Source organism: Agromyces sp. Marseille-Q5079 (genome assembly GCF_051016555.1).
Taxonomy (GTDB): domain Bacteria; phylum Actinomycetota; class Actinomycetes; order Actinomycetales; family Microbacteriaceae; genus Agromyces.
Window position 1 is genome coordinate 668,159 of record NZ_JBPEJF010000002.1, and the last position, 11,930, is coordinate 680,088.

At 71.5% G+C, this 11,930-nt stretch carries 10 protein-coding genes and 1 pseudogene; 3 read left to right on the forward strand and 8 right to left on the reverse strand.

What is annotated here, in order from left to right; genetic code table 11:
- Positions 1-27: 27 nt before the first annotated feature.
- From ACR3IO_RS06915 to ACR3IO_RS06930, 4 genes and pseudogenes are all read right to left on the reverse strand, one after another.
- The gene (locus ACR3IO_RS06915) at positions 28-1,638 is read right to left on the reverse strand and encodes a xylulokinase (RefSeq protein ID WP_434070437.1); all 1,611 of its coding nucleotides are present in this window, start codon (positions 1,636-1,638) and stop codon (positions 28-30) included.
- Positions 1,635-2,208 (reverse strand): annotated as a pseudogene (locus tag ACR3IO_RS06920) (class II aldolase/adducin family protein); the annotation flags it as partial. The gene ACR3IO_RS06915 and the pseudogene ACR3IO_RS06920, both read right to left, overlap by 4 nt.
- Positions 2,209-3,108: 900 nt before the next feature.
- On the reverse strand, positions 3,109-3,753 hold the full coding sequence (locus ACR3IO_RS06925; protein WP_434070438.1) for a LacI family DNA-binding transcriptional regulator: 645 nt from the start codon (positions 3,751-3,753) through the stop codon (positions 3,109-3,111).
- A 634-nt stretch (positions 3,754-4,387) separates the two neighbouring features.
- On the reverse strand, positions 4,388-5,674 hold the full coding sequence (locus ACR3IO_RS06930) for an MFS transporter (RefSeq protein ID WP_434070439.1): 1,287 nt from the start codon (positions 5,672-5,674) through the stop codon (positions 4,388-4,390).
- 148 nt (positions 5,675-5,822) lie between these two features.
- Between ACR3IO_RS06930 and ACR3IO_RS06935 the strand changes: the two genes are divergently transcribed.
- On the forward strand, positions 5,823-6,509 hold the full coding sequence (locus ACR3IO_RS06935) for a DNA alkylation repair protein (RefSeq protein WP_434070440.1): 687 nt from the start codon (positions 5,823-5,825) through the stop codon (positions 6,507-6,509).
- Between the two features lie 81 nt (positions 6,510-6,590).
- Here ACR3IO_RS06935 and ACR3IO_RS06940 read toward each other — a convergent pair whose 3' ends face one another.
- Together ACR3IO_RS06940 and ACR3IO_RS06945 are read right to left on the reverse strand one after the other, a co-directional pair.
- Positions 6,591-7,286, reverse strand: a complete 696-nt coding sequence (locus ACR3IO_RS06940) for an ABC transporter ATP-binding protein (RefSeq protein ID WP_434070441.1) — start codon at positions 7,284-7,286, stop codon at positions 6,591-6,593.
- Complete coding sequence (locus ACR3IO_RS06945) at positions 7,283-8,356, reverse strand: ABC transporter permease (protein WP_434070442.1); 1,074 nt, start codon at positions 8,354-8,356, stop codon at positions 7,283-7,285. Before ACR3IO_RS06945 ends, ACR3IO_RS06940 begins: the two co-directional genes overlap by 4 nt.
- A gap of 185 nt (positions 8,357-8,541) precedes the next feature.
- On the opposite strand from ACR3IO_RS06945, the gene ACR3IO_RS06950 reads away from it, so the two are divergent.
- Positions 8,542-9,765 carry a sensor histidine kinase gene (locus ACR3IO_RS06950; RefSeq protein ID WP_434070443.1) on the forward strand — a complete coding sequence of 408 codons (1,224 nt, stop codon included), beginning with the start codon at positions 8,542-8,544 and terminating at the stop codon, positions 9,763-9,765.
- The gene (locus ACR3IO_RS06955; RefSeq protein ID WP_434070444.1) at positions 9,762-10,385 is read left to right on the forward strand and encodes a response regulator; all 624 of its coding nucleotides are present in this window, start codon (positions 9,762-9,764) and stop codon (positions 10,383-10,385) included. Before ACR3IO_RS06950 ends, ACR3IO_RS06955 begins: the two co-directional genes overlap by 4 nt.
- Before the next feature lie 86 nt (positions 10,386-10,471).
- On the opposite strand, the gene ACR3IO_RS06960 is transcribed toward ACR3IO_RS06955, so the two are convergent.
- Positions 10,472-11,263 (reverse strand): PspA/IM30 family protein, encoded by a 792-nt coding sequence (locus tag ACR3IO_RS06960; protein ID WP_434070445.1) that lies wholly within the window; start codon positions 11,261-11,263, stop codon positions 10,472-10,474.
- Positions 11,260-11,886 (reverse strand): hypothetical protein, encoded by a 627-nt coding sequence (locus ACR3IO_RS06965; protein ID WP_434070446.1) that lies wholly within the window; start codon positions 11,884-11,886, stop codon positions 11,260-11,262. Before ACR3IO_RS06965 ends, ACR3IO_RS06960 begins: the two co-directional genes overlap by 4 nt.
- Between the last annotated feature and the right edge of the window lie 44 nt (positions 11,887-11,930).

Consider the following 11,930-nt stretch of genomic DNA (forward strand, 5'->3'; position numbering starts at 1 on the left):
GAGGCGGCCTGCGGGCGGCTGCGCCCGTCAGAGCGCCTCGACGGCCGCGGCCTCGGCGGCGAGGCCGGCCTTGTAGCGGTCGAGGTAGGCGGCGAAGCCGGCGACATCCGCCTGGTCGGGGGTGACGGTGTCGACCTCGGCGTTCGCGAACACGTGGTCGCTCAGGTACGTGTCGAGGTCGGTGCCCGCGGGCGCCGAGAGGTAGGACGCGAGCACGGCGATGCCCCACGCCCCGCCCTCGGACGCGGTCTCGCCGACCGCGACGGGCGCGTCGAGCGCTCCGGCGAGGAAGCGCTGCGCGACCCCGGCCGTGCGGAACATGCCGCCGTGCGCGAACATGCGGTCGAGCTCGACGCCCTCGCCCGCCAGCACGCGCATGCCGAGGGCGAGCGTGCCGAACACGCCGTAGAGCTGGGCGCGCATGAAGTTGGGGAGGTTCAGCCGGCTGTCGGGCGTGCGCACGACGAGCGGGCGGCCCTCGGTGAGGCCGGCGATCGGCTCGCCGGCGAGGTGGTTGTAGGCCAGCAGTCCGCCGGCGTCGGCCTCGCCCTCGAGCGCGGCCCGGAAGAGCAACTCGAACACCGCGTCGGAGTCGACCTGCGCACCGGATGCCGCCGCGAACTGCGCGAACACGCCCGCCCAGGCGGCGAGCTCGCTCGCGCCGTTGTTGCAGTGCACCATCGCGACCGGATCGCCGGCCGGGGTGGTCACGAGGTCGAGCTCGTGGTGCGCGTGCTCGAGCGCGCGCTCGAGCACGACCATCGCGAAGATGCTCGTGCCGGCGCTGACGTTGCCGGTGCGCGGGGCGACCGAGTTCGTCGCGACCATGCCCGTGCCGGCGTCGCCCTCGGGCGGGCAGAGCAGGGCGCCCGGCTTCAGGCCGCCGGTCGGGTCGAGCAGTGCCGCCCCGTCGGCCGTGAGGATGCCGGCGGGCACGCCCGCGTCGAGCACCTCGGGCAGCAGGTCGAGCAGCCGCGCGGGCGCCCGCCCGTCGACGAGCGCGTCGTAGGACTCGACCAGGCCCGCGTCGTAGCCGTGCGTGGCGGCGTCGATCGGGAACATGCCCGAGGCGTCGCCGACGCCCAGCACCTTGCGGTCGGTCAGGCGCCAGTGCACGTAGCCGGCGAGGGTCGTCACGAAGCGGATGTCGGGCACGTGCGCCTCCTCGTCGAGGATCGCCTGGTGCAGGTGCGCGATCGACCAGCGCAGCGGGATGTTGACGCCGAAGCGCTCGCTGAGCTCGGCGGAGGCCGGGCCCGTTGAGGTGTTGCGCCACGTGCGGAACGGCACGAGCAGCTGGTCGGCCCCGTCGAACGCGAGGTAGCCGTGCATCATCGCCGAGACGCCGATCGCGCCGAAGGTCTCAGGCGTCGCGTCGTAGCGGCTGCGCACGTCGGCGACGAGGTCGGCGTAGGCCGCCTGCAGGCCCGACCAGACGTCCTCCAGCGAGTAGGTCCAGACGCGGTCCTCGAAGCGGTTCTCCCACTCGTGGCTGCCGACGGCGAGCACGTCGGTCGGGTCCTCGCCGACGAGGCAGGCCTTGATGCGCGTCGAGCCGAACTCGATGCCGAGCGAGGTGCGCCCCTCGAGGATGGCCGCGCGCGCGGCATCCGCCTGCGTGTTCGTGGAATCGGTCATGCGTTGGCTTCCTTCCGACGAGCGTCGCTGCTCTGTCCGTAGACGTTCTGGTACCGGTCGTACAACCGGTCGATCGAGTCCTGCGGGATCGGGACCAGAGGACCCGCCTCACGCGCCAGATGCACCGTCCGCGCGACATCCTCGACCATGACCGCAGCCTTGACCGCATCCTTCGCCGACGCACCGATCGTGAACGGCCCATGATTGGCCATCAACACCGCACGGCTGCGATGCCCGCGCAACGTCTCCACGATGCCCCGACCGATCGAGTCATCCCCGATGATCGCGAACGGACCCACCGGAATCCGGACCCGCCCCGAACTCATCGGCCATCGCCGTGATCGCGCACAGGATCTCCTCACCCCGCGCCACCCACGCCGCGTGCGTCGGGTCGTTGGTAGCGCCCCGACCTCGGGCATGTTCCGGTACATGCATGCGCCGCCGTATCGAGCGACGGAGCCCGATCAGAACCCGGCGTGCCGGATCACCGACATGCTCCGATCGCGCGGGATGTCGTTCGACCAGATCGTCGTGGGACCCCGACGGCTTGATCACGAACAGATCCGCCCCGGACAGGCCGTTTGTGGCCGGTCGCCGGGCCGTGAAATCGCTCGCGCTCAGGCTTCGCCGCTCGGGCATGCCTGCTGATCGTAGCTCAGCCTGGGGGCGACCTGCTCGAGCCACGGTCGTGCCGCTCATGCCGTCACCACGCGCAAAACGGTACTGCGATCCGTGGCGGGCCGATAGCGGTCGGGATCTGCGATTCGGTCGAGCATCGATGCTGGGTGCTGCACTCACGGGGGTTCGTCCTCCAGCTGCGGCCGGTGTCGCCCTGTGACCGGTCGTGACTCGAGCGGGCGCGACTGTCAATTGCAGGCCACTCAGCGCGGGCGTCCAGGTCGCGATGAACCGGCGACGGCGGTTCGTCGTCTCGCCTGGCCGACCAGCGTCGTGGCGTCGGAAGAAGCGTGTCGCGGGCATCGCCGCCGGCATCACCGTCGACCAGCGCGGCGGCCGCGCGACGAGCTCGTCGAAGTCCTGGCGCACGTCGTGAGCGGCGGCCAGAACTCCGCCTCGAGGATGTCGTCGGCCTGCTCACGGTCTCGGGCTTTCGCCGCGCCTGTCGCTGGACCACCGGATGAGGCCAGGAGAAGCATCCTGGTCGTTCGCGGCGACGACGGCGGACGGGGCATCCGCCATCAGCCGGCGCCGCGTCGTGCGGAGCAGGCCGACCAGTCGCCACGGACCACGGCGACCGCCTCGAGGCCCGTGCGACTCGAGCTCAGGCGCGAACCCGTGCTCGCGCGGCTCGCCTCGAGCCAGTCGGAGGGTCGGCGAGGTGCGCGACGCGCGTGCCCGAGGTCGATGAGGTGCCGCGTCGCGATGCGCGCCCTCGACCTGGTCGACGGCCGGGCTGCGACCGTCGCGGCCGCCAGCCGGGTGGCGATGGCGATCGGGCTCGCTGAGCCGTCAGCGCCTCGAGCACGCGTGCGGGTGCGACGACCTGACCGATCGCGTGACCGCCTGGCCGCGGAGGTGGGCGATGCCCGCCGACCCGCGAGCCGAGGTCCTCGGAGTCGACGTAGGCCGTGCTCGCAGTGCCCGACCGCGCGCGCCTGCCCTCGAGCGCCGCGATGCTCGTCGAGGGCCCGTAGTGCCGCGAGTCGGAGGCGCAGGCGTGGTTGGCGTGGGCCGCTGTTCTGGGACGTGACCGGCGAAGTTCGGCGTGTACTCCAGCTCGGCGATGGCGTCCATCACCCGGCGCCGCGTGGACTCCTTGATCTGCGGGTGCTCGTTCAGCACGCGCGAGACGGTCTGCCGCGACACCCCGGCGAGCGCGGCGACGTCGCGCACGCCCGCCGCGCGGTTCGAGCGGATGCCTGCATGGAACCGTACGCCTCGCCAGCGGGCAACGGATCGAAGAGCACGAACGGATGCTGCGGGGTGTCGGGGCGACGGGCGGTCCTGCGCGGTCTCGACTCGCTGCGGGCACGGCCCTATCGTGCGGTCGTCGGCGCGGCGAGCCTCATCGATGATCGGTGGTGGGACGCTGTGGCTGATCGGCGCGATCGCGTGAGGATCAGGGAGTGGTGACGGGGTGAATATTTCAGCCATGGCGCGCCTCGCGGTGCGGCGGTGCGGTGACGGCGTGGTTCGGGTGCTTCAAGGTCAGGGTGACTTATCCGCTGCGAGATGCCCGGACGCAGCGCCTGCTCGGTGAACCTCAGCGCCCCGTCGTCGAGCATTGCGACGATCCAGCAGAAGTTCCGCGCTGTCAGGCGATGCGATCAGACGCTGGATCAGACGGCGCGGTCGCCCCTGATCGAGCAGACCTTCTCGTAGCAGGACAAGCGTGGACTCCTCCGGATCAGTTGCGCCAGCAACGCACCTTGCGCGCCTCGATTCCGACCGACGATGAACGCACACAAATCAGCTCGTGGAGACTCCGTGACATCGCGTACTGGATCATCAGGCATGGGCGGCATTCTTCTACTGTATTCGACGGTTGTATCAAGATGTTGCAGTCGGTGCCGCGCTGGGTGATGATCGTGCAGTGTATCTTGCGACTGGTCGGTGCGACGCCGCTCGGCGTGTCCACGCGGTGGGCCCGCGAAGATATCGCGCGCGCTCGACCTGATCATCCCGCCGTTCACCGGCATCGCCCCGTGGCTCGCCCTGGTCGCGGCGATCAGGCGACGGCCCTGCAGGTCGAGGCGATCATCTCCACCTCAACGCGGCGAGGCGGGCTCTATCGACTGAACGTCGTGCTGCTGGCGACCTGCCGACATCTGGCTCGCGGCGGTCGTGGCTCGGGCCGCGGCGTCCCGCTGCCCGGCGTCGCCGGGAAGACCGCCGCGCCGACCTGGCGACGGCAGATGCCGGCGACGACGCCCGCGGGCCGGGGGCCCCCGCCGCCCCCCGCCCCCCGCCGGGGGCCGGCGCCGGCGACCCCCGCCCCGCGGGGGCCCGCTCCCCCGCCGATGCCGATGTTCGCCGTGGCGTTCACGAGGGCGCCGATGAGGTCGGGCGTGGCGCCGCGGGTGCGGATCGCCGCGGTCTGGAAGCTCGACGCGACCGCTCCGAACCCGATGCCCCAGACGGCGGATGCCGCGAGCACGCCGAACAGGTTCGGGAACGCGAGGCCGATGGCCACGAGTCCGACGACCATGAGCACCAGCACGAGCACGAGGCTCGAGCGAGGACGCCGATCGAGGGTGACGCCGGCGTACCAGGTGCCCACGAGGCTCACCGCGCCGATGCCGAGCAGCACCGGGCCGACGCCGGCCGCGGAGAGGCCCGCAGCGAGCAGGATCACTGCGACGTAGGTGTAGACCGTGTACTGCCCGAGGTACACGAGGGCGTTCGTGACCGAGACGGCCGCCAAGCGCCCACGCCGCGCGCGCCGCTCGGGGTGGGCGCCGTCGCCCGCGGGCTCGACCGACACGGCCGGCAGCAGGAACGCGACGAGCAGGAGCGTGAGCGCGCACCCCGCGGCGAGGACCCCGAACGCGACGCGCCATCCGACCGCGGTGCCGAGCACGGTCGACAGTGGAACGCCCAACACGAAGCCCGCCGACGCGCCCGCGGTGACGATCGCGAGGGCACGACCGGTGAAGGCCGGCGCCACGAGTCGCGACCCGTAGGCGATGCTCAACGAGAAGAAGAGGGCGTGCGCGACGCCCCCGATCGCGCGGCCGGCCGCGACCACGGCGAACGTCGGCGCGAGCGCGACGACGAGGTTGGCGGCGGTGTACGCCGCGAGGGTGCCGAGGAGGAGGCCCTTGCGCGGCAGTCGGCGCGTCCACAGCGTCAGCGGGATGGCGAGGGCCGCGACCATGAACGCGTAGACCGTGACGAGCAGCCCGGCGATCGACTCCGAGACGCCCAGCTCGTGGCCCATCGCCGGCAGGACGCCGACGGGCAGCATCTCGGTCGTGAGCGCCAGGAACGTCGCGATCGTGAGCGCCGCGATGCCGCCCGCCGCCTCGCGGACGGTTCCGGGCTGCCAGGCCTGCACGTCGGGGGCACCGGTCATCCCGTCAGGGTACCGACAGCCCCCGACGTGACGATGACGGGGGTCGGATGTCGCCGCATCCGCTCGTCGCGCCCTGCCGCGCCCTGCCGCGCCGCGAGCGTGCGACGTAGGCTGGAGGCGGTATCCGCGAAGAACGGGAGGACAGGTCATGGCGGCAGTCACGGCACCCGAGGTCGGCGTCGGCGAGGTGCTCGACGAGCTGGCCGCGCTCGAAGATCCGAAGGTGCGGGCGGTCAACGAACGCCACGGCGACGATCACGGCGTCAACCTCACCCAACTGCGCGGTGTCGCGAAGCGCCTCGGGGTTCAGCAGCCGCTGGCCCGCCAGCTCTGGGCCACCGGCGAGACGCCGGCGCGGCTCGTCGCGATCCTCATCAGTCGTCCGAAGGACTACACCGCGGCCGAGCTCGACGACATGCTCCGGGAGGCGCGCATCCCCAAGGTGCACGACTGGCTCGTCAACTACCTCGTGAAGAAGAGCCCGCACGTCGAAGACCTTCGGGTCGCCTGGTTCGACGACCCCGACGATGTCGTCGCGAGCGCAGGCTGGTCGCTCACCGCCACCCGCATCGCGAAGAACCCCGAAGGGCTCGACCTGCCCGGGCTCCTCGACCTCATCGAGGCGAACATGAAGGACGCCCCGCCGCGACTGCAATGGTCCATGAACGACTGCCTCGCCTACATCGGCATCCACCACCCCGAGTATCGAGCGCGCGCCCTCGACATCGGCGAACGGCTCGAGGTGTTGAAGGACTACCCGACTCCGCCCGGCTGCACCTCGCCGTTCGCGCCGCTCTGGATCGGTGAGATGGTGCGCCGCCAGGCAGCGGGTTAGCGGCGCCGCACCGATCGCGACATGGTCGGTCTCGATGACGCGGACGTCGACCTCGGCCCCCGCGGCGTCCGCTCGGTGAGGTCAGGCCGCGGCGCGTGCGACCTCGGTGATCCGCCCGTCGACCAGGTGCACGACGCCGTGCATGCGCGGCAGGTGCACGAGGTCGTGGGTGACGAGCAGGGTCGAGGTGTTGCGTTCGTCGGTGAGCCGCAGGATCAGCTCGATGATGCTCGCACCGCGCTCCTGGTCGAGGGCGCTCGTGGGTTCGTCGACGAGCAGCACACTCGGGTCGTTCATGAGCGCCCTGGCGATGTTCACGCGCTGCCGCTGACCTCCCGAGAGCTGGTGCGGTCGCTTGCCCCGCTGATCGGCGAGGCCCACGGCGTCGAGGAGTTCGTCGGCCCGAGCCGACGCGGCACCGCGGTTGCGGCGGCTGTGCCTCGCGCCGAGCTCGTTCATCACCGTGAGCTGTTCGGTCGCGGTGAGGGACGGCAGCAGATTCGACTGCTGGAACACGATGCCGATCCGGCTGCGTCGCAGCTCGGTGGCGTCGCCGGCGTCGAGCTGCGTGGCGTCGACCTCGTCGATCAGCACGCGGCCGGCATCGGGTCGGATGAGCGTCGCGGCCACGGCGAGCAGGCTGGACTTGCCCGACCCGCTCGGGCCGGTGATGCCCGTGACGGTTCCGGGGTGCGCGGTGAGCGATACCCGGTCGACGGCCGTGAGCCGCCCGTCGCCGTCGGGGAAGGTCAGGGTGATGGTGTCGAGGGTGATCATCGGTTGCTCCCGAGGGCGGTCAGTGGGTCTGCGGAGGTGACGGAGCGGAGCGCGAAGCCGGCTCCGGCGAGGCCGAGCACGATCATGATGACGGCCGGCAGGAGGGTGGTGATCGGGCTGAGCAGGAACGGCAGGGCACTGCCGCCGACGAGCACGCCGAACAGCGCGACCACGGCGAGGCCCACCCCGATGCCGAGGGCGAGCACGACGAGCGCCTGTCCCAGGGCGTCCCGCACGAGCGACCCCGTGCTCGCCCCGAGGGCCTTGAGCACGGCGATGTCGCCCTTGCGCTGCATGGTCCAGACGGTGAAGAACGCGCCGATGACGAGACCCGAGATGCCGAACAGCATCGCGACCATGAGCAGCAGCGAGCCGATCTCGGACTTGAAGGCGCTGAGCGCGAGCAGGGATCCGAGGGTCGTCTTCGAGACCGTGCCGTTCGCGGCGTCGGCGGTACCCCAGTCGGGGTCGCCGCTCACGGCCAGCACCGTGGCATCCGCCCCCGGATTGCCGGTCGCGGCGGCGTAGGACTGCCAGTCGGCGAGCGTCATCTCGACGACCGGGGTGTGGCTGTACCAAGCGTCGCCCCCGATCGTCTCGACGGTGTACGCGGTGCCGGCGATGGAGATCTCGTCACCGTCCTCGACGCCGAGATCGTTCGCCGCGGGCGTCGAGAGCCCGACGTGTCCGTCGGCGGAAGGGGCCGTGGCGTCGAAGCCGGGCTGCACCCCGAAGACGGCGATGGCCGTGCGAACGTCACCGGCCTCGGCGCTCGTCTGGCTGATGCCGATGGGCTCGACGCCGCTCACGCCGGGAACGTCGGCCCAGTCCTCGGCCTGCTGCGCGGTGACGGCGGAGTCCGAGAAGCTCGCGGCGTCGGAGCCATCGGTGGGCGCCGAGAACACGATGCGGTCGCCCGGGATGGCGAACACGGCCGAGATGTTCTGCGTGGCGAGGCCGCCGGTGAGCCCACTGAGGAACCCGACCAGGATGGTGATGAGCGCGACGACCGAGCCGATGAGCACGAATCGGCCCTTGGCGAAGCGCAGGTCGCGGATCGCGACGAACATGTGGAGTCCTTTCCGGCCGCCCGATGGGGCGGCATGACCACCCGACGAGGTGGCATGTCCCACTCTTCTCGCGGGGCCCGCCCGCGTCATCCGCACTCCGCACACGATTCGGCGGGCGAACGGATGACCCGGGAATCGTCCTTTCGAAGGGTGCCGCCGCCGCGACCTGGCCGTAGAGTCGGCCCATGGCCCACACCGCGTTGACTCCGGTCTTCGTGGGCCTGCGAACCGGGCTGCACGTGCTGTTCGCAGCCCTCACGGTGCTCGTGATGGTGCGCGCGATCCTCGCCCCGACCGAATCCAGCGGCCTGGTCATCGCGATCTCGGCGGTGCTGCTGCTCACCTACGGCCTGGGCGGCGTGGTCGCTCGGCCTCGCGAAGGCGTGCGCGTGGCAACCGCCGGGCGCACGCGCGCAGGCTCCCGCCGGCGGATCGCCCCGCTGATCTGGCTCGCGGCGCTCAGCGTCGAGTGGGTCGCGCTGGTGTGGCTCATCCCCGAGGCCGCCTACCTCGTGTTTCCGATGTTCTTCCTCTACCTGCACCTGCTCGGCCGGTGGTGGGGGTCCGCCGCGATCCTCGGTGCGACGATCATCGCGATCTGCGCCCTGGGTCTGCACGGCGAATGGACGATCGGCGGCGTCATCGGCCCGCTCATCGGCGCCGGGGTCGCGCTCCTCATCGGACTCGGGTACCAGGCGCTGGCCCGCGAAGCCGCACAGCGCGAGGCCCTCATGGACGAACTGCTCGCGACACGCCACCAACTCGCGACGACGGAGCACGAGTCAGGGGTGCTCGCCGAGCGCGCACGACTGGCCCGCGAGATCCACGACACGGTCGCACAGGGGCTCTCGAGCATCCAGATCCTCCTGCACGCGGCTGAACGCGCCGATGGCGAGCGGCCCGGCATCGAGCACATCCGGCTGGCCCGCGAGACCGCCGCCGCGAACCTCGCCGACGCGCGTCGCTTCATCCGGGAGCTCACCCCGCCCGACCTCGACGACCACGGGTTCGGCGGTTCGCTGCGCCGTCTCGCCGAGACGCAGTGGGCGACCGACGGGCTCGAAGTGCGCGTGCGCGTCTCCGACGAGGTGGCGTTGCCGATGCAGCTGCAGACCGCTCTGCTCCGCATCGCGCAGGGCGCGATCGCGAACGTCATCCAGCACGCGCACGCATCGGTCGCGACGATCACGCTGACCGTCGAGGACGACGAACTGCTCTTCACCGTGGTCGACGACGGCGACGGGTTCGATCCACGTCAGAGCGCGAACACCGCAGGGCGATCGGATTCGTTCGGCCTGCGGGCCGCACGTGAGCGTGTGCAGCAACTCGGCGGGGTGCTCGTCATCGACTCCGCACCGGGTCTCGGCACGACGCTCGCCGTGACCATCACCCTCGAGGGGGTCGCATGATCCGCATCGTGATCGCCGACGACCACCCGATCGTGCGAGCCGGGCTCGTCGCGCTCTTCGGCCAGGAGCCCGACGTCGAAGTCGTCGCCGAGGCCGCATCGGGCGAGGAGGCCGTGCGCGCAGCGGAGCGCGAGAACCCCGACGTGGTGCTCATGGATCTCCAGTTCGGCGCGAACGGCGGCACCGGGGCAGACGCGACCCGGCGCATCCGCTCGCTGAGCGCCCCGCCGTACGTTCTGGTGCTCACGAACTACGACTCCGACGCCGACATCCTCGGCGCGGTCGAGGCCGGCGCGAGCGGCTACCTGCTGAAGGACGCCCCGCCGCACGAGCTCCTCGCAGCGGTGCGCGCCGCCGCAGCGGGCGAGAGCGCCCTCGCCCCGGTCATCGCCTCGCGGCTTCTCGACCGCATGCGGGCACCGTCGGTGAGCCTGAGCTCACGCGAGATCGAGGTGCTCGAACGCGTCGCCGCCGGGCGGTCGAACACCGCGATCGCCGCCGAGCTCTTCGTCAGCGAGACCACCGTGAAGTCGCACCTGGCGCACGTCTTCTCGAAACTGAACGTGTCGTCGCGAACGGCCGCGGTCGCCGCGGCCCGTCAGCGCGGCATCCTGCGCTGACGCCGCGCCGAGATGGTGCGCCGTCAGACGTCGAGCTCGGAGCGAGACCGGATGCGAGCCCGCCCCGACGCGCGGGCGACGCGGGCTCAGCCCTGACCGACCGGCCCCGCCTGACCGATGCTCGTCCATCCTCCTGCCCCCGGCTGCTGCGTCGCGCCGCTCGGCGCCGCGCCGCCCTTCAACGCCTGCAGTTGACGCTCGATCTCGGCCTGGGCCGAGACCGCGGCGAGCTGGCGCTCGATGTCGGCGTCGGGTGCGGCCGTGAGGTCCGTCAGCGCGCCACTCGCGAGCAGCTCGTCGGTGGCCGCCGCGCGGGCCTGCATCTGCGCGACACGGTCACGGGCACGATCGAGGCTGGACCCGACATCCGTGATGCTGTTGCTGATGCCCGACACGGCCTCGTTCGCCCGCACCTGGGCCTCGGACGCCGTGTACGTGGCCTTGATCGTCTCCTTCTCGATGCGGAAGGCGGCGACCTGGTCGGTGAGGCGGCGCTCGCGATCCTGCAGCTGGGCGGTCTGCTGCTGGAGCGAGGCGAACTGGTTCTGCAGCTGCGCCACCTGCCCCTCGAGCATCGCCCGCCGCTCCAGTGCGGCCCGGGCCAGGTCTTCACGGCCCTGGGCGAGCGCCTCGGCCGCCTGCGAGCCGAGCCGCTGGTAGCGCGCGCCCATCTCCTCGCCCTGCAGTTCGATGCGCTTCTTCGCGGTCGCGACGTCTGCGACGGCCAGGCGAACCTGCTGGAGCAGTTTCACCTGCTGGTCGTAACTGTCATCGAGCGTTTCGCGCGGGTCCTCCATGCGGTCGAGCGCCTTCGAGGTCTTGCTCCGGAAGATCGTCTTCATCCGCGCGGAATTGCTGTTGGCGTTGCTGCTGCTCATCGCTGGGTCCCCTCATCTCGAACAGTGGATGTCGTGGTCGGTCGTGGCGCCGTGCGCCCGTCGCGGCGGTTGAGCGCCTGGAGCTCCTCGATGCCGGCGTGCAGGGATGCGACCTCGCGGTCGACGTCGGAGCCGAGCGCCGACAGGGCGTCGTCGGTGGAACCGGAGAGACCGGATGCCACGGCCGAGCGCACCTGCTTCACGAGGCCCTCGACCTGCTCGACGCGTTGGCGGGCGGCCGGAAGCTCGGCCGAGAGCACCGCCGAGTCCGTCTCCGACTCCATCAGCCGCAGCTGCAGGTCGAGCACCGAGCCCTCCTCGCCGATGCGGCGGAACAGGCGAGGCAGCTCGCTGCGAGTCGGCGCGGCGATGAGCTCCACGGCGGCGGTGCCGCTGCGCAGGGTCTCGTCGAGGCGCACCCGCAGGGCGAGCACGGCGCGCTGCGGCCCGTGCGCCAGACGTGCCTTCGTGCGCAGGGTCGCGCCGCCGACCGCTCGGCTGCGTCGAACGCGCCGCACGAGCGAGCGCACGACGAGCACGAACGTGACCATGACGCCGATCGAGAGCAGCACGACCACGCCGAGTCCGATCAAGATCGCCTCGATGCCCGTCACGAGCACCACCCCCGCTCAGTCCGACGCCAACGTCAATACGCGATATAACGCGT

Coding starts and splice junctions, on each gene's coding strand:
- ACR3IO_RS06915 (WP_434070437.1), bottom strand. CDS start 1,638: ATGACCGATTCCACGAACACGCAGGCGGATGCCGCGCGCGCGGCCATC.
- ACR3IO_RS06925 (WP_434070438.1), bottom strand. CDS start 3,753: ATGGCTGAAATATTCACCCCGTCACCACTCCCTGATCCTCACGCGATC.
- ACR3IO_RS06930 (WP_434070439.1), bottom strand. CDS start 5,674: ATGACCGGTGCCCCCGACGTGCAGGCCTGGCAGCCCGGAACCGTCCGC.
- ACR3IO_RS06935 (WP_434070440.1), top strand. CDS start 5,823: ATGGCGGCAGTCACGGCACCCGAGGTCGGCGTCGGCGAGGTGCTCGAC.
- ACR3IO_RS06940 (WP_434070441.1), bottom strand. CDS start 7,286: ATGATCACCCTCGACACCATCACCCTGACCTTCCCCGACGGCGACGGG.
- ACR3IO_RS06945 (WP_434070442.1), bottom strand. CDS start 8,356: ATGTTCGTCGCGATCCGCGACCTGCGCTTCGCCAAGGGCCGATTCGTG.
- ACR3IO_RS06950 (WP_434070443.1), top strand. CDS start 8,542: ATGGCCCACACCGCGTTGACTCCGGTCTTCGTGGGCCTGCGAACCGGG.
- ACR3IO_RS06955 (WP_434070444.1), top strand. CDS start 9,762: ATGATCCGCATCGTGATCGCCGACGACCACCCGATCGTGCGAGCCGGG.
- ACR3IO_RS06960 (WP_434070445.1), bottom strand. CDS start 11,263: ATGAGCAGCAGCAACGCCAACAGCAATTCCGCGCGGATGAAGACGATC.